The sequence below is a fragment of the Pseudomonas sp. FP1154 genome, assembly GCF_030687245.1.
GTDB lineage: Bacteria > Pseudomonadota > Gammaproteobacteria > Pseudomonadales > Pseudomonadaceae > Aquipseudomonas > Aquipseudomonas rhizophila.
Window position 1 is genome coordinate 2182329 of the sequence record NZ_CP117465.1, and the last position, 17424, is coordinate 2199752.

Annotated in this window: 13 protein-coding genes; 7 read left to right on the forward strand and 6 right to left on the reverse strand. The window is 60.1% G+C overall.

Features of this window, described 5'->3' with window-relative positions:
- Position 1: 1 nt before the first annotated feature.
- Positions 2–1108, forward strand: a complete 1107-nt coding sequence (locus PSH91_RS09990; protein WP_305468060.1) for an AAA family ATPase — start codon at positions 2–4, stop codon at positions 1106–1108.
- Here the strand turns inward: PSH91_RS09990 and PSH91_RS09995 are convergent.
- The 3 genes from PSH91_RS09995 to bamA form a co-directional block, all read right to left on the reverse strand.
- A complete protein-coding gene (locus PSH91_RS09995) occupies positions 1053–2630 on the reverse strand; it encodes a lactate dehydrogenase (RefSeq protein ID WP_305468061.1) in 1578 nt (525 codons plus the stop codon). The two genes, PSH91_RS09990 and PSH91_RS09995, sit on opposite strands and share 56 nt — an antisense overlap.
- A 377-nt stretch (positions 2631–3007) precedes the next feature.
- Positions 3008–3271: a hypothetical protein gene (locus PSH91_RS10000; protein WP_047229356.1), complete on the reverse strand. Its 264-nt coding sequence runs from the start codon at positions 3269–3271 to the stop codon at positions 3008–3010.
- 127 nt (positions 3272–3398) lie between these two features.
- A complete protein-coding gene (gene bamA / locus PSH91_RS10005) occupies positions 3399–5765 on the reverse strand; it encodes an outer membrane protein assembly factor BamA (RefSeq protein WP_305468063.1) in 2367 nt (788 codons plus the stop codon).
- 224 nt (positions 5766–5989) lie between these two features.
- On the opposite strand from bamA, the gene PSH91_RS10010 reads away from it, so the two are divergent.
- The 3 genes from PSH91_RS10010 to PSH91_RS10020 all read left to right on the forward strand — a co-directional run bounded on the left by PSH91_RS10010 (position 5990) and on the right by PSH91_RS10020 (position 8489).
- Positions 5990–6676, forward strand: coding sequence for a response regulator transcription factor (locus tag PSH91_RS10010; protein ID WP_305468065.1), 687 nt, complete (start codon positions 5990–5992; stop codon positions 6674–6676).
- Complete coding sequence (locus tag PSH91_RS10015) at positions 6673–7932, forward strand: ATP-binding protein (protein ID WP_305468067.1); 1260 nt, start codon at positions 6673–6675, stop codon at positions 7930–7932. The genes PSH91_RS10010 and PSH91_RS10015 overlap by 4 nt, the downstream gene beginning before the upstream one ends.
- 107 nt (positions 7933–8039) lie before the next feature.
- Positions 8040–8489: a hypothetical protein gene (locus tag PSH91_RS10020; protein ID WP_305468069.1), complete on the forward strand. Its 450-nt coding sequence runs from the start codon at positions 8040–8042 to the stop codon at positions 8487–8489.
- 96 nt (positions 8490–8585) lie between these two features.
- On the opposite strand, the gene PSH91_RS10025 is transcribed toward PSH91_RS10020, so the two are convergent.
- Both PSH91_RS10025 and baeS read right to left on the reverse strand, forming a co-directional pair.
- Positions 8586–9269 carry a response regulator gene (locus PSH91_RS10025; protein WP_305468071.1) on the reverse strand — a complete coding sequence of 228 codons (684 nt, stop codon included), beginning with the start codon at positions 9267–9269 and terminating at the stop codon, positions 8586–8588.
- Between the two features lie 3 nt (positions 9270–9272).
- Positions 9273–10691 (reverse strand): sensor histidine kinase efflux regulator BaeS, encoded by a 1419-nt coding sequence (gene baeS, locus PSH91_RS10030; protein ID WP_305468073.1) that lies wholly within the window; start codon positions 10689–10691, stop codon positions 9273–9275.
- A 112-nt stretch (positions 10692–10803) separates the two neighbouring features.
- Here baeS and PSH91_RS10035 point away from each other — a divergent pair, with 112 nt between their 5' ends.
- Genes PSH91_RS10035 through PSH91_RS10045 form a run of 3 tightly spaced genes read left to right on the forward strand, consistent with a single transcriptional unit; the run spans position 10804 to position 16540 of the window.
- Positions 10804–11997 carry an efflux RND transporter periplasmic adaptor subunit gene (locus tag PSH91_RS10035; RefSeq protein ID WP_305468075.1) on the forward strand — a complete coding sequence of 398 codons (1194 nt, stop codon included), beginning with the start codon at positions 10804–10806 and terminating at the stop codon, positions 11995–11997.
- Positions 11998–11999: 2 nt separating this feature from the next.
- Complete coding sequence (locus tag PSH91_RS10040; RefSeq protein ID WP_305468077.1) at positions 12000–15146, forward strand: efflux RND transporter permease subunit; 3147 nt, start codon at positions 12000–12002, stop codon at positions 15144–15146.
- Positions 15143–16540: an efflux transporter outer membrane subunit gene (locus PSH91_RS10045; protein WP_305468078.1), complete on the forward strand. Its 1398-nt coding sequence runs from the start codon at positions 15143–15145 to the stop codon at positions 16538–16540. The genes PSH91_RS10040 and PSH91_RS10045 overlap by 4 nt, the downstream gene beginning before the upstream one ends.
- Positions 16541–16592: 52 nt before the next feature.
- Here the strand turns inward: PSH91_RS10045 and PSH91_RS10050 are convergent, their stop codons facing one another.
- A complete protein-coding gene (locus tag PSH91_RS10050; RefSeq protein ID WP_305468080.1) occupies positions 16593–17264 on the reverse strand; it encodes a bifunctional 2-polyprenyl-6-hydroxyphenol methylase/3-demethylubiquinol 3-O-methyltransferase UbiG in 672 nt (223 codons plus the stop codon).
- Positions 17265–17424: the final 160 nt, after the last annotated feature.

The following is a 17424-nucleotide window of genomic DNA, read 5'->3' on the forward strand; positions in this document are numbered from 1 at the left end:
CATGCCTTTCGTGAATGATCGCATCGACCCAAACCACCCACAGCCTAGCCTGACCAACGCATCACCGGCAGCAGATTTGTTGACCTCACGCTTCGTCTTCAATCCCGCTCAGGTCATGGCGTTGTTGCGCAGTCGAATTGTCGGCCAAGAACAAGCCATGAGCGCGGTCGAGGCGTTGCTAAACGTGGTTAAGGTCGATATTGGTGAACGTGAGAGGCCGTTGACGGTGAACCTGTTCATGGGGCCAACCGGTGTCGGCAAGACCGAAATCGTCCGTCTGCTGGCACAGGCCATACACGGTCGCTCCGATGCTTTTTGTCGCATCGACATGCACACCCTGGCCCAGGAGCATTACTCGGCGGCGCTCACCGGAGCGCCACCTGGTTATGTGGGGAGTAAAGAGGGCGTCAGTCTGTTCAATAGCGAATTGATTCAAGGTACCTACAGTCGCCCAGGCATCGTGCTGTTCGATGAACTGGAAAAGGCCAGCAAGGAAGTGGTGCGCAGCTTGTTGGGCATTCTTGAGAACGGCCAACTGACCTTGGCGGGCGGTAGCCGAACGCTGGATTTTCGCAATAGCCTGATTTTCATGACCAGCAACATTGGAGCCCAGCAAGCGACCACCTACAGGGAACGTTTTTCACGCGGTTGGCGGCGCTGGCTCGGCATCGCCCCCCAAGGTGAGCAGGCCATGTTGGAACAAGCGCTGCACGCCTGGTTCGAACCGGAATTTCTAAACCGTATTGATCGCATTCTGGTTTTCCAGCGCATCGAAACCCAATGGCTGGAAGCGTTGTTGCAGATCGAACTGAACAAACTCAACCAACGTCTCGGTCAGCATCGTCGTACGCTGGTCCTGGACGTTGCGGCAAGCGACTGGCTGTGCCGAAAGCATGACCCACGCTTTGGTGCTCGGGCTCTGACAAGGCGAGTGCGGGTTGAGCTGGAGCCTGCGATCGCTGAGTGTATGCTGGCTCATCCGCAGGCAATGCAGATGACTGCGACGGTCGAATCAAACCGGCTCACGGTTGTTCCAGCGCAAAGCACGGTGTTCAACGCATCAACGCCAAAGGATTTTCCTGCAACATCACCGAACTGTGGAGGGTAGCGAGCGCTTCCTTGAGTAAGGATTGCTCCTGCGCATCCTTGGATTTCTTGCTCTCCTTGGCGGCGTACTCCAGCAATACCAAGTGACTGCGGCTGGCTGAAGCCTCCTTCGGCACCACGGTCTCTTCAATCAGTTTGCCCGTGACGTACTTCTGTGTCCGTGTGTCCTGGCTGGCGTGTTGCGTGACGGAGGCTTTGGTCAGTCGGCCATCCTTGTAGGCGAGGCTGGCCGAGCTGCTGGCCTTGTCATTCACTTGTACGTAGAGATAGTTCTGCGATTCGTAATCTTTGCCCAGCGCAGGTGCTTTCCCGCCCTTCAGGCTTTTGTGAAAGCTGGCCGATAGACTCGATTGCTGGGTTTGATCGATCTTGCGGTCACGCATGATGGAGCCTGCGACGACAGTCTTTTGCGAGAGGGTATAGGCAAAGCTATCGAGTTCAGACAGGTGCATCGGGTTGGACGCCTTGTTAGTCTGAGTGATGGACGCCTCGAAGTCTGCCAGTCCGGTCAACAGGCCTTTGTCCGCCGCATTACGGGTCAATCGGTCAGGTAGGGTAATGCCCTCTGGGTAGTGGCTGTTCATGGCGCTGAACGCATCCTTGAACATCTCCATCAGGGCCGCCTTGGCGTTGCCACGCTCCTGCACTCGGTCAAACTGGGCAAGGTAGCTGTTCAGTGCGTTGGCCTGTTGCTTGGCATCGCCCAGGATTGCGCTGTTCTTCAGGTCAACGCTCAGGTTCAGTTTGCCCTCCGGACCGCTCATTTGCGTGGTGCGGCGTTGGTTGTCGGCGCTAAAGGCGAGGGTCAGATCTTCACCGTCCACGCCCTTAAGCTTGGCGTTCAGGTCAATGGATGCCAATACGCTGGAGTCAAACTGCGTCAGCTTGCCCAGGTCGAGCTTGGGCGGCTCGGCGGTCAACCCGTCGACAGCTGCCTGAAAGGCACTGCTCAGAGCGCCAATCGCCTTGAGTTCCTCCTCGCTCAGCGGGCCACCATTCACGGTAGCCTGGACGCCAAGACCATCGTCCTGGCTTGTCAGGCTGAAGGTGACCGTCTTGCCGCTGGCGGTCTTGATGCTGAGGCTGATCAAGTTGTCGGCTTTATTGTGCAGCAGCGTCTGTTCGGATTTTATCCCGGCGACGTCGTAAGCCCTGTCCGTGGTGGTATGGAGCACTGACTGGGAAATGCTCGAACCATTCTTGGCGAACTGCTCCACCAGGACCGCACCCAGGCGGTGAAAGCGGTTGGCTATCGACAGCGATCTGGGGTTGGTTCCCATGATGTTGGTGATAGCGTCCTGACCTTCCTTTTCCCAAACACGAACATTCTCCTGGCCAGGCAGTTGCCCCAGGCGGGAATAGGTCTGTGATTTAACATCGACCACCGGGCTGCCCAGGCTGACGATTGCCGACGGTCGAGCCGGGAAGGCATCAGCACTGTCTATCGCTGTTGCAGGGGATGCCGCGACAGCGGAGCGAGTCTGGAGGGGAATGGCGGAAGTGATCAAGGATAGGGTAGTCATGACAGTCCGTGTCAACAGAGCAGAGTTGCACTCAATGTAGTGAATACACCACCCGATTGAAAGCGGGGTGGGTGAAATAAATGGCAAAGAGCTATTATGCATTTGCCCGTTAGCGAATTCCCGGAGCGGTTCAGCCCAATCTGCAAAGATTGGGCTTTTTTCACGCCTTGAGAAACGGCGTTCCCAGGCCTGTGGTCGACACTGTCGCCGTCAGAAGACCAGCTTGAACAGGGCGATGACCACGATCAGGCCGATTATGAAAATGATACCTACGGTGCCGCCAAGAAATTTCAACATAATGATGCTCTCATCGGATGGGCTTAATTTTCTAGACCACCCTCGACAACGCTCGTTTCGTTGAATTTCACCCACGGTGATCAATGAACCGCCCAAGACCTCGGAACAGGCACCTGATCAAACTTCGAAACGGTCTTGATCCAGTAGCGCCGATAGTCGGTCTGGTCCGGCGCCAGGGGCTTGTGGGTTGACCATGGATGCTCCGCCTTCAGGCTCGCCCGGTAGGCTTCCCATTCTTTCTGCTCGGCCACTTCCCTGGCTTTGGTCCTGTCATCGAACCAACCCAGGACGTACGCTTCGCCCTGATCCGTGCCGTGTGCTATCAGCAGATAAATCTCTGTCATTACCTGGTCCGCCGTTCAATCCTGAAACCCAGTCACTGGGGTCTTACCTTGGGTATCGGCAGTTTTTTTGTGTTGTTGAGGTTTATTGATGAGTGGCGTGCCTGGTGGAGCGGGACGAGCCACAAACTTAGAAAGTCTGCCCCATGGAGAACTGGAACACCTGTGTGTCCGCGTTTTCAGGTGTGCGCACCGGAAAGGCCAGGTTGAAACTCAACGGACCCAACGGACTGTACCAAGTCACTCCAAGCCCGACGGAGCTGGCCATCTGGTCAAGGTCGACTCCGTCGCAGCCCTGGGTGGTGCTCAAGTAGCACTTGTTGGAGTACACGCTGCCAACGTCCCAGAACACCGACGTGCGCACCGATTTGTTGTCTTTGATGAAGGGCATCGGAAACAGATATTCCACGCCGCCGGTGATGAGGATGTTGCCGCCCAGTGATTCGGTGTCGCGGTCGGAATAATACTGCTGTCCTTCACTGGCATAGTTACCGGTGGCCGGGGTGCTGTGGGGACCGAGGGTGCCGCTTTCGAAGCCGCGGACCGAACCCTCGCCGCCGGCCGTATAGTTCTCGTAGAAAGGCAGGCCGTCGGTCGAGCCGTAGCTGTTGCCGTAGCCGAGCTTGGTATGGAACCGCAGGGAAGTGGTGTCGGTGACCGGCAGGAAGGTTTGCCCGGTGTAGTCGAGCTTGTAGAAATTCAGGTCGCTGCCCGGCACGGTCATCATCAGGTTGAGGTTTTGCGAATGACCGCGGGTCGCCATCACGGCACGGTTCAGGGTCGATTCCGACCAGCCGAGATTGGCCTTGAGGTTGGTGAACGCGCTGCCTTCACGTTGGATAAAGTCGTAGATCTCATCAGAACTGTAGGTGCCGGCGTCAATGCTGTCATGTTGCACGGTCACGCCGAAGCTCAGCCGTGAGGTTTCATTGATCGGATAACCCACGGTGGTCCCGGCACCAAAGCTATTGATGGAGTAGTACGAGTAATCGTCGTCGTAATACTCGTTATAGTCGGTGGCGTTGTAGAACGCGTTGTAACCCAAGCTCACGCCGTCCGGCGTGAAATAGGGATCGGTAAAGCCGATGTTGTACTTGCTTTGGTAAGAGGAACGGGTCAGGCCGAGGCTGGCGTAGTTGCCGCTGCCGAGGAAGTTGTTTTGGGTGATCGAACCGCCGAGGATCAAACCGGCGCTCTGGGAGAAACCGACGCTGGCGGTGATCGAGCCGGACGCCTGCTCTTCGACGCTGTAGTTCACATCGATCTGGTCATCGACGCCCGGTACTGCCGGCGTCTCGACGTTGACTTCCTTGAAGAAGCCCAGGCGCTCCAGACGGGTCTTGGACTGGTCGATCAGGTAGGTCGACGCCCAGCCACCTTCCATCTGGCGCATTTCACGGCGCAGCACCTCGTCTTCGGACTTGGTGTTGCCACGGAAGTTGATGCGGTTGACGTAGGCACGCTTGCCCGGATCCACGGCGAAGGTGATGTCGACGGTATGGTCTTCATCGTGCGGTTGCGGCACGCCGTTGACGTTGGCGAAGGTGTAGCCCTCGTTGCCCAGACGACGGGTGATCAGCTCGGAAGTGGTGGTCATCAGCTTGCGCGAGAACACCTGGCCCTTCTGCACCAGCAGCAGAGAGGTGACCTGGTCTTCAGGCACCTTCAGGTCGCCACTGAGCTTGACGTCACGAACGGTGTACTTGTCGCCTTCGTTGACGTTGACGGTGATGTAGACGTGCTTCTTGTCCGGAGTGATGGACACCTGGGTCGAAGCGATGTCCATGTTGATGTAGCCGCGGTCCAGGTAGTAGGAACGCAGACGTTCCAGGTCACCGGAGAGCTTTTCACGGGCGTACTTGTCGTCGTTCTTGAAGAACGACAGCCAGTTGGTGGTCTTGAGTTCGAACAGGTCGATCAGGTCTTCATCAGGGAAAACGGTGTTGCCCACCACGTTGATGTGCTGGATCGCCGCCACGGTGCCTTCATTGATGTTGACCTTCAGGCCTACGCGGTTGCGCGGCTGCGGCACCACTTCGGTGTCGACGGTGGCCGAGTAACGACCCTGGGCAACGTACTGGCGTTGCAGCTCGTTACGAACACCTTCGAGGGTGGCGCGCTGGAAGATCTCGCCTTCGGCCAGACCGGACTGTTTGAGGCCCTTCATCAGGTCTTCAGTGGAGATCGCCTGGTTGCCTTCGATCTCGATACTGGCAACCGATGGACGCTCGACTACCGTAATCACCAGGACATCGGCGTCGTGCCCCAGTTGGATATCCTGGAAGAACCCGGTCTTGAACAACGCGCGAGTGGACTCCACCAGACGCCGCTCATCCGCTTGATCACCCACGTTCAATGGCAAGGCACCGAACACGCTGCCGGCGGAAACGCGCTGAAGGCCGTTGATACGGATGTCGGAAATTTTGAAGCCTTGAGCGTGTGCAAATGTGGCATTGAGCAGCAGTGCAGCCGAGCAGAGCAGGCGCGAAAAATTCATCAAGATCTTTTCCAGGACACATCGACAAGCAGCGTAGGCGGGCGCGGATATCTCAAAGCAAGACAAGTCACCGCGCAGCGAGCAGGCTGGTGGAAGTGCAGGATAAAAGTTCGGTGCGTTTGGTGCGGTTAACCCAGTGTCAAGTTAGGTAAAGGTTGGCCTGTGGCGATGACGCTGTGCCATGCAATGGCGATAATGCACCGCCTCCCACTCAAGAGCGTCCCATGATCCGCGTATTGCTTGTCGACGATGACCAGGAGCTGACTGGAATGCTCAGCCAATACCTTGAGCGTGAAGGCTTTGAGGCGACGGCCGTGCACAGCGGCGAGGAGGGCGAAGTCCAGGCTCTGTCCGGTCGCTATAGCATCGTGGTGCTGGACGTGATGCTGCCGGGGTTATCGGGTATCGAGGTACTCAGGCGCATTCGGGCGGTGAACCAGGTGCCGGTGGTGTTGCTGACGGCCCGAGGCGACAACATCGACAAGATCACCGGCCTGGAACTGGGTGCCGATGACTATGTGCCCAAGCCCAGCTCACCGGGAGAGTTGGTGGCGCGTCTACGGGCCATCATGCGCCGGGTGCAGCCGACGGATCAGCCCACCAGCGAAGTGATCCGGACCGGCCCGCTGGTCCTGTGGCCTGGCAAACGTCAGGCCCAATGGCATGGACGCGAGCTGGCGGTGACCAGCACCGAGTTCAGCCTGCTCGAAGAGCTGGCCCGTTGTGCCGGGCAGGTGGTGAGCAAACAGGACCTGTCCCTCAATGCCTTGGGCTGCCCCTTGACCCGCTACGACCGGCGTATCGACGTGCACATCAGCAGTATCCGCCACAAACTCGGGCCGCGGCCCGACGCGAAGGCCTGGATCCAGAGCGTGCGTGGCCTGGGTTACCTGATGATCGCCGAACAATGAAACCCAGTCGGCTGTTCTGGAAACTGTTCCTGGCATTTTGGCTCTCCACCAGCCTGACGTTTCTGGTCGGCTTGGGCTTGCTGGTGATGGGCAGTTCCAGGCCCGGAGATCCTCATCTGGAAACCATTCTGGCCACTGAAGAGCAGCTCTTGCGCCAGTTCGGCGTTGAGTCGGGCCGGCAATTGCTGGCGGTGTGGGAGCGTCCTGATGACCAGGCTGTTGGTGTGTACGACAGTGCCGGTCAACTGCTGGCCGGGGCGCCGGTTGCGCAACCGGCCTACACGCGATCGGTCATTGGCAAGGACGGCGCCGCGCTGTTGCTCAAGTCTACTCATCCTCTGGCTCAAGAGCGCGACAAAGGGCCGAGCCCTTGGACTCCGTTGATCATCGGCACAGTCATGAGCGCACTGTTCAGTGGATATATGGCGTTCTACCTGGCATGGCCGTTGGTTTATCTTCGGCGGGCCATGGGCGACGTGGCCCAAGGGCACTTCGAAACCCGGGTCAAGCCGATGATGGGCGCGCGCCGGGATGAAATCGTTGACCTGGCCGAGGACTGCGATCGAATGGCCAATCAGCTGAAACTGCTGGTGGAGGCCCAACAGCACCTGCTGCACGACATCTCTCATGAACTGCGCTCGCCGTTGACGCGCATGCAGGCAGCCATCGGATTGCTGCAGCAAGATCCGGCTCGTCTGGAGATGGTGGGGCGCATCGACCGTGAGTCGGTGCGCATGGACACGCTGATCGAGGCGTTGTTGACCCTGGCGCGTCTGCAGGGGCGGCCTGAGAGTATCGAACGCGAGCCAATCGATATCGTCGAGTTGTTGTCGGTGATCGTCGAGGATGCTCAGTTCGAGGCGCAGATGAAAGGCTGCCAGGTCAGCTTGCAGGCGTGCCCGGCCTTTGTCAGTCGGGCCAGCGGCGAGCTGTTGTATCGCTGTTTCGAGAACGTCATTCGAAACGCGGTGCGTTACACCCGGCCGGCCACCACGGTGGTGGTCGTGGCTCAGGCCACCCCTGAGGCAGGCTGCCTGACGGTTCAGATCAGTGATCAGGGACCGGGTGTTGAAGACGAGCGCTTGCAGGAGATTTTCCATCCGTTCGAGCGCGGCCTGAACGACAGCAGTGTCGGTTTCGGATTGGGCTTGGCAATCGCTGCAAGGGCTGTGGAAATCCACGGCGGCACGATCATGGCGCACAACGCGCCAACGGGTGGCCTGACTATGGAGATCAGCTTGCCCCATCGGGCATGACCTTTACACGATATTACATTGGCTTGACGGCTCTGTACGCCCCGTCTCAGTAGACTTTGCGCTCAAACTTACTCAGCGTTTGCTGATGTTTCAGCGTGGAGGTGCTCATGTTTCTGGTCCATAAGAAGGGCTTCGTTCCCGGCAAGAGAATGGTCGACGGTCTGGTGCCCTACGATTTCTTCTGTGAAGACAATCCGAGCCTTAACCTGTTTGTCTTCACGGGCTCCGCCACCCCGGGCAAAGTGGTCGAGGAGCAGACACTCTGGGGATTTACCCGTCTGGAACGTTTTGAAGCGTTGAGCGGTACTCTGGTGTCGAACAAAAAGCATGCAGGCTGGTTTCAGAAGGTCAATGTGCTCACCGGCCCCGCCCAGAACGGCACTCAAAGCGTGAAGTTCCAGCGAGTGCTGAAAATCATCAAGCACACCGATGCCTCGGCCCGAGTCGCCAGCAAGGCCGACTACGAGATCCAGACAGATGAAGGCGACACCTACTTCACCCGTCGGCCTGCCATGGACGACAGTGCGCAAACCGTCATCTATTCGGCGGATCAGTAGGCTCGACTGCCAGGTGCATCTACGGCGTTGAATACCGTCCATCGCGAGCCGGCTCGCGCTGACGCTGTCGCAGCCAGCATCAGCGCGAAAAGACCCTCAGGCGTCGGCAAGCTGAAACCGATAACCCACTCCATACAACGATTCGATCGGCTGTTCACCTGGGCATGCCTGCTCGAGTTTGCGTCGCAGATTACGGATGTGGCTGTCGACGGTGCGATCGGTGACCACCCGGTGATCGGAGTAGATTCTGTCCAGCAATTGATCGCGGGAAAATACCCGCCCCGGCGCGCGGGCGAGGGTGCTGAGCAGGCGTAGCTCCAAAGGCGTCAGGTCCAGCGCAATACCGTCGAGAGACGCCAGGTACTGTTCTTCGTCAATCAGCAGACGCGGCGGCGCAGAGGTAAGAAGTTGTGGGCTGCGCCGCAGGATGGCCTTGACCCTGGCCACCACTTCGCGGGGGCTGAAGGGTTTGCAGATGTAGTCATCGGCCCCCAGGTCCAGCCCGAGCAAACGGTCTACCTCCTCGACGCGAGCGGTGATCATGATGATCGGCACGGCGCTGAAACTGCGCAGGTCCTTGCACACTTGCAAACCGTCGCGTCCTGGCAACATCAAGTCGAGCAGGATCAATCGCGGCTCGTTGGCACGTACCGCCGGTACCACCTCAAGCCCGTTGTCCAGGCACTGGGTCGTGTAGCTGGCGGCGATCAGGTAGTCGCGTATCAACGCGGCCAGTTTGGGTTCGTCTTCGACGATGAGGATCGGACTGTCGTTGACCATGGTTCAGGCGTTCCGTGGCAGGCGCAGGGTCAGCCAAAGGCCGCCCAGGGGCGAGTGTTCGGCACTGAGGCTGCCACCGTGGGCCAGGGCGATACTGTGACAGATGGCCAGCCCCAGGCCGGCGCCACCACTGGCGCGATTGCGTGAGGATTCGCCGCGGTAGAAACGCTCGAACAGCCGCGGCAATTGATCCGCATCGACCCCGGGGCCGGAGTCGAGAAAATCGATGCGCACGACGTCGTCCTCGCTGGCGGCACAAATGCGCAGGACACCACCTTCATCGGTATAGCGCAGTGCGTTTTCCAGCAGATTGCCGAACAGTTGCTGCAGGCGTTTGGGGTCGGCTTCAACCTGTAGCGGCGTTATCGGCAGCTCCAGCTCCAAACCCAGGTGCCGAGCATTGCAACGCTCCTGGAACATCGCCACGCAACCGTCCAGCAGCTCGTTGAGATCGCATTTGCTCTTGCGGTAAGTCAACGCGCCCACATCGGCCAGGGACAGTTCATACAGATCGTCCACCAGTTTGCTGAGCATGCCGACTTCGCCTTGCAGCGATTTCATCGAAGACTGATCAAGTGTGCGCACGCCGTCCTCAATGGCTTCCAGTTCGCCGCGCAGTACCGACAGGGGGGTTCGCAGCTCATGGGAGACATCGGCCATGAACTCCCGACGCATTTTTTCATTGCGCTCCAGGGTATACGCCAATTGATTGAAGTCCCGGGCCAACTGACCGACTTCGTCATTGGAAGACACAGTGACTCGGTTGCTGTATTCACCGGCGGCCAGGCGATGCGTAGCAGCGGCCACGCGCTTGACCGGATCAAGCAGGGTGCGGGCGATCCACCAGGCGATCAGCATCGCCAACAGCAAAGAGAACACCCCTACGGCCAGGCTGGTGCGTATCAGATACAGACGGAAGCGTTCGCCTCCGGCTTCGGTCACGTTCTGAAACGGCGTCACCGCCAGCCAGCCAACGGTTTTCCCAGCGACCTGGACCGGGCGCATCAAGGCGTCGTCGGCAATTGCCGAGTAGCCCATGACCAATTGCTTTTGCACGTCCAGCAGGGCAATGCGAAACACCGCACCGGTCAGGTCGGACATGGGCATGGGGGGCCGTTGCGGGTCGCTGTCGTTTTCCCCAGGTTCGGGGCGCAGTAGTTCGAACCAGCGATCCGGTTGATTGCGCAGAAACTCCCAGTCGCCCTCGCGCTCGTAGGCGTTGGCCAGACGCGGCAGCACCGGCGACATGCGCAACAGAGCCTGTTCGTTGAGATAGTCGAGAAAGCCTTTGCCAAAGCTCCAGCCGTTGGCCACCCCCATGCTCAGGATGACGAACAGTACGCTGGCCAGCACTGCGATAAACAGCTTGGTGGAGATGCTCAGTTTCATGGGCTCGGGCAGGTCGGTGAATGGCCCGTCCATTTAGGCCCTGGTGTGAGGAAGATTCAAGGGCGGCGGGCAATCTTCAATTTTCCTGCACATTTGCCTCGCAGTATGGCGCCTGGCTTGAACCATCCGTCTTGCAGAGGCATTTATGTCGACCAAATTATTCGCCAAATCCCTGGTGACCAGCGCCGTGCTGGTGTTCCTGATCGTTCTGTTTCTGTTGGGCGGTTGCTCCGGTGAATCGGCACCGGTTGTCGAACCGCCCAAGGTGTCCGTGATCACTGTGCAGCCGCAAAGCCAGGCGCTGACCACAGAACTGGCCGGGCGCACCCAGGCGTTCATGGTCGCCGAGATTCGCCCGCAGGTCGGTGGTATCGTCCAGCAACGACTGTTTGTCGAAGGAGCCGAGGTCAAGGCCGGACAGGCGCTGTACCAACTGGATGCTTCCTCTTACAAGGCCGCTTTGGCCGAGGCACAGGCGAACCTCGCCAAGGCCCGTGCCACCTTGAAGTCGGCCCAGGCCACGGCCAAGCGTGACGCACAGTTGGCCAAGATCGATGCCATTAGCCAGCAAGACAACGAGGACGCTCAGGCCAGCCTGCTGACCGCCGAAGCCGAACTGCAAGTGGCCCAGGCCGGCGTGGAGACTGCGCGGATCAACCTGGCGTACACCCGTATCAGTTCTCCTGTTAGTGGGCGCATAGAAACCTCAACGGTCACGCCGGGCGCGCTGGTGGTCGCCAATCAAGAGAGCGCGTTAACCACGGTGCAGCAACTGGACCCGCTCTACGTTGACGTCACCCAGTCGACCACCGAGTTGTTGCGCCTCAAGCGCGACCTGGCCAGCGGTGTGCTGCAAAGCAACGGCGAAGGCGAGGCGCGAATCAGCCTCAAGCTTGATGACGGCAGCACCTATGCCCATGAAGGTCGCTTGAAGTTCAGCGGCGTGAGTGTGAACGAGGGCACTGGGACGGTGACTTTGCGGGCGCAAATCGCCAACCCGGACCGGCTGTTGCTACCGGGCATGTACGTGCGGGCGGTGCTGGAGCAGGCTCGCGACGACCAAGCGATTTTGATTCCGCAACAGGCCGTAACCCGCAGCGCCAGCGGGGTGACCACGGTCTTGTTGGTGGTCAATGGCAAGGTCGAGCAGCGCGTCTTGACCATCGACCGTGCCGTGGGCAACCAGTGGTGGGTCAAGACCGGCCTCAATGCCGGTGACCAGGTGATTGTCGAGGGCGGGCAGAAAGTCCGGGTTGGTGAAGCAGTCGTGGCGCAGAACCCCGGCACGCGCAGTCGCACGCTGAAATCGGCGCCAGTCGCCATTGCGCAGGAGGGCTGAGCATGGCGCGTTTTTTCATCGATCGGCCGATTTTTGCCTGGGTTATTGCCATCGTCATCATGCTTGCGGGCGCTTTGTCCATCAGTCAGTTGCCCCTGGAGCAGTACCCGGACATCGCGCCACCGACAGTGCGTATCTCCGCCACCTACACCGGCGCCTCGGCCAAGACCGTGGAAGACTCGGTGACCCAGGTCATCGAACAACAGATGAAAGGCCTGGATAACCTGACCTATATGTCGGCCTCCAGCAGTTCGGACGGCAGTGCCAGCATCAGCCTGACGTTCACCGCCGGCACGAACCCGGACGTGGCGCAGATGCAGGTGCAGAACAAGCTGCAACAGGCCGAGTCGAGGCTGCCGCAGTCGGTGCAAAGCGAGGGCCTGACCGTGACCAAGGGCGGCTCGGACTTCCTGATGATTGCCGCTCTGGCGTCCGACAATCCGAGCGTCACCGGCACCCAGATTGGCGACTACATTTCCAGCACCTTGCTCGATTCCATCAGCCGTATTGACGGCGTCGGCGATGTGCAGACATTGGGCTCGGGCTATGCCATGCGCATCTGGCTGGATCCGGCGCTGTTGCAAAAATACGCGCTGATGCCGTCGGACATCAGCTCTGCCCTGGAAGCGCAGAACACTGAGGTCTCCGCCGGTCAGCTCGGCGCCATGCCGGCGGTGAAGGGCCAGCAGTTGAACGCCACCATCAGCGCCCGCAGCAAGCTGCAAACCGTTGAAGAGTTTCGCAATGTCGTGGTCAAGTCCACCAGTGACGGTGCGGTGGTATTGCTTGGGGATGTGGCACGGGTTGAGTTAGGCAGTGAAAGCTACGACGTAACCTCCGCCCTTAACGGTAAACCCGCTGCTGCCATGGGTGTGCAGCTCGCCGCCGGGGCCAACGCCCTGAATGTGGGCGAGGCGGTGAAGGCCAAGCTTCAGGAGCTGGAGCCGTTCTATCCCACGGAAATGCAGCTTAAGAACGTTATCGCCTACGACACCACGCCCTTTGTCAGCCTGTCCATCGAAGAGGTGGTCAAGTCCTTGGGCGAGGCCATTGTCCTGGTCGTGCTGATCATGTTCCTTTTCTTGCAGAACCTGCGGGCCACGCTGATCCCGGCGATCACAGTACCGGTGGTGCTGCTGGGTACGTTCGGTGTGCTGGCCCTGTTCGGCTATTCAATCAACACCCTGACCATGTTCGCCATGGTCCTGGCCATCGGCCTGTTGGTGGATGACGCGATTGTGGTGGTAGAGAACGTCGAGCGGGTAATGGCTGAGCGCGGGCTGTCGGCCCTGGACGCCACGCGCGAGTCGATGGATGAAATCACCAGCGCTCTGATCGGCATCACCCTGGTCCTCAGTGCGGTATTCATTCCCATGGCGTTTTTCGGCGGCTCCACCGGGATCATCTACCGGCAGTTTTCGGTCACCATCGTCTCGGCCATGGTGCTCTCGGTGCTGGTAGCGATGACGCTGACGCCGGCATTGTGCGCGACCCTGCTCAAGCCGTCCGATGGCAAGGGACATGGCGCTCAAGGCGGATTCTTCGGCTGGTTCAACCGCACGTTCGAGCGCGCTGCCCAGGTCTATAAAGGCCGGGTGGACGCTATTTTGCAGCGTGGCCGCGTCAGTTGGCTGGTGTATGCGCTGGTGGTGCTGGTGATGGCGGTCGGTTATCTGAGCCTGCCCACGTCATTCTTGCCTGATGAAGACCAGGGCATTCTCATGGCTCAGGTGCAATTGCCGGTGGGAGCCACGGACAGCCGCACCCAAGCGGTGGTCAAGCAATTCGAAAGCTACCTGCTCGAACAACCGGAAGTCGAAGCGCTGATCAGCATTTCCGGCCTGGGCATGAACGGCAACAGCCAGAACAGCGCCCGCGCGTTTATCCGGCTCAAGGACTGGAGCGAGCGCACAGGGGCAGGGCAGGATGCCGCGTCCATCGCTCAGCGCGCAACCATGGCGCTGTCGAGCATTGGTGATGCCAATGTGTTCGTCATGCAACCGCCGGCCGTGCGCGGGCTGGGGCAGACATCCGGCTTCGACCTGCAACTCAAGGACCTCGGTGGACTGGGGCATGACGCTCTGGTCGCCGCGCGGGAGCAATTCATCGAGCTGGCGAACAAAGACGCGCGTTTGCTGGGAGTGCGCAGCAACGGCCTGGACGACACCCCGCAGCTCAAGGTCAGCATAGATGATCGCAAGGCCGGGGCCTTGAGCCTGAGCACCAGTGACATCAACACCACCTTGTCCACGGCCCTGGGGGGCACCTATGTCAATGACTTCCTCAATCAGGGCCGGGTGAAGAAGGTCTACGTCCAGGGCGAGGCCGCATCGCGGATGCAGGAGGCCGACCTGGAACATTGGTTCGTGCGCAACAGCAACGACGAGATGGTGCCTTTTTCCTCATTCGCCAGCAGTTCGTGGAGCTACGGGTCACCGTTGTTGGAGCGCTACAACGGCAACGCTTCGCTGGAAGTGGTTGGCGACCCGGCACCCGGGGTCAGTACCGGGGACGCCATGGATGCGGTGGAAGCTATCGTCAAACAGTTACCTGAGGGCATCGGCTATGAGTGGACCGGACAGTCCTATCAACTGCGCCTTTCCGGTTCGCAGGCGCCGTTGCTGTACGCGATATCGGTGTTGTTCGTCTTCCTCTGCCTCGCTGCACTCTATGAGAGCTGGTCAGTGCCTTTCTCGGTGATGCTGGTGGTGCCGCTGGGGGTGGTGGGCGCGGTGCTGGCCACTCGTGTCAGTGGTTTGAGCAACGACGTGTACTTCCAGGTAGGGCTATTGACCACCGTGGGGTTGGCGGCCAAGAACGCGATTCTGATCGTCGAGTTCGCCAAGCACCTGCAAGAGCAGGGCAACAGCTTGCGAGAGGCGACGCTGATCGCCGTGCGCCAACGCCTGCGGCCGATTCTCATGACGTCCCTGGCCTTCATGTTTGGTGTATTGCCGCTGGCGCTGAGTAGCGGCGCCGGTTCCGCCGGACGCCAGGCAATCGGTACCGGCGTGCTGGGCGGCATGTTCACCGCGACGGTGCTGGGGATCTTCTTCGTACCCTTGTTCTTCGTGCAGATTCGTCGGCGTTTTTCCCGCGTCTCCACGGTTTCGACTGCTGTACCAACCACCCAGGCAGGTGACGAATGATCAAGTTCCGCTGGCCATTGCTGGCCTTACTTTCACTGCTCGGTGGCTGCATCAATCTGGCACCACTGTATGAACGTCCCGAGGCACCGGTCTCCGAGCAATGGCTGCCCGGCACCGGTACGCCCAAGGGAGAGGTGGCCGCCGATATTCAATGGCAACACTTTTTCACTGACAGCCGTCTGGCGCGCCTGCAATCCCTGGCCCTGACCAACAACCGCGACCTGCGCCTGGCCGCACTGAACGTCGAAAAGGCCCAGGCCCAATACCGCATCCAGCGCGCAGAGTCTTTGCCGTCGGTCGATGCCAGCGTCAGCGGCACCCACAGTCGTACGCCCGGCTCATTGTCCAACAGCGGCTCGGTGACCACCAGCCATGACTACAGCGCGCAGCTGGGGCTGAGCAGCTATGAGCTGGACGTATTCGGGCGCATGCAAAATCTCCAGGACGAGGCGCTGGAAGACTATCTGGCCCTGACCGAAACCCGGCGCAGCACGCAGATCAGCCTGGTGGCCGAAGTGGCCACGGCCTGGTTGACCCTGGCGGCGGACAACGAGCGTTTGCAATTGGCCCAGGAGACCTTGCGCAGCCAGCAGGCGACCTATGAGTTGACCCGTCGCAGCCACGCACTGGGTGGCTCCTCCGGTCTGTCCGTGGCCCAGGCGCAAACCACCGTGGAGTCGGCCCGAGCTGACGTGGCGGAGTATGAAAGCCAGACTCTCCAGGACCGCAATGCCCTGCGTTTGCTGGTGGGCAGTGATGTACCCGAAGAACTGCTGCCGGGCTCGACCCTGGAATCGGCTGCGGCGCTGGTCCAGGTACCGGCCGAGCTGCCTTCCAGCCTGCTGCAACGGCGTCCGGATGTATTGGCCGCCGAACACACCCTCAAGTCGGCCAATATCGACATCGGCGCAGCCCGTGCGGCGTTCTTCCCGAGCATCAGCCTGACGGCCAGTGCCGGTTCTTCCAGTTCGGCCTTGTCCAGCCTGTTCAAGTCCGGCAGTGGCGCCTGGTCGTTTGCTCCGAGCGTCAGCCTGCCGATCTTCGACGGTGGCAGCAACCGTGCAACGCTGGATGCCGCCAAGACCGAGCGTGAGATTCAGGTGCAGACCTACCAGCAGACGTTGCAAAGCGCGTTCAAGGAAGTGGCCGATGCCCTGGCGGTGCGCAGCACCCTGGACCGACGCATCGAGGCCCAGCAGGCGTTGACCGACGCCAGCCGCAAGAGCTTCGAACTGTCCGACGCCTTATACCGAGGTGGATCCCAGAGCTATCTCGAAGCCCTGGATGCCCAGCGCTCGCTGTACAGCGCGCAGCAGGACCTGATCAGCCTGCGCCTGACCGAACAGAGCAACCGTGTGACGCTGTACAAGGTAATGGGGGGCGGCTGGAATTGAGCCGACATTCAGAGGCGTTGAGCGCCCCTGAAGAGCATGTTCACTGCGGCGTTCAACCTTGCGGCTCGGCCAGCAGTAGCAACGACTGCGGCGCCGAGCTTTGCGGGTGCTGCGGCTCCTGCAGGCCGGCCAGTCGATAGCCGGCCATATCCAGTGCATTGAGCCAACTGGACAAGGTACGAAAGTACCAGGGCATGGGCTGCCATTGTCCCTGGAAGCCGGCGAAGGTTTCTTCCCGCCAACCGTCCTGATAGTTGCCCGCCGCTGCGGCCCACGGATGCAGTGTCTGGATCACTAGGGTGCCGCCGGGGGCGAGCAGGGCGTTCATGGCGCTGAGCAGCGGGATGATGTCCTGGTGCAGCAGGGCGAAGTTGGCGCAGATCAGGTCGTAGTTGCAGCCGATGTCCACCGTCGCCTGCGCCAGCGCCTCGTAGCTTGCCAGATGCACCGGCGAAGAGCCTGCGGCTCGCGCGGCCTCGACCAGCGTTGCATTGCCGTCCACACCGACCGCTTCGATGCCTCGTTCGACCAAGGCTCGTAACAACCAGCCCTCGCCACAACCCAGATCGAGCACACGCTCGGGTTGACGGCTCAGTACCGCCAACAGGATGGCTTGGTCGGTGACGTTGACGCGGCTCTCGAGGGTGCCGGTGCGGATCGCTTCGATCCAGGATTGGGCGTTGTGCTGCCAGCTCTGGAGGAGGCTGGATTCGGAGGCGGACATGTCGATCTCCTGCGTTGTCCAGCCGAACCTGGATTGATACTAGGTCAGGATGTCGGGAACGGCCTGTTACCCTATTTTGCTCTCGACCAACGGTCAACCTTGGTGCCCTGGTTGGCAGCGGTTTCATTCCCCCTTTCTTCTGGAGGCTTTAGAGCGCAGA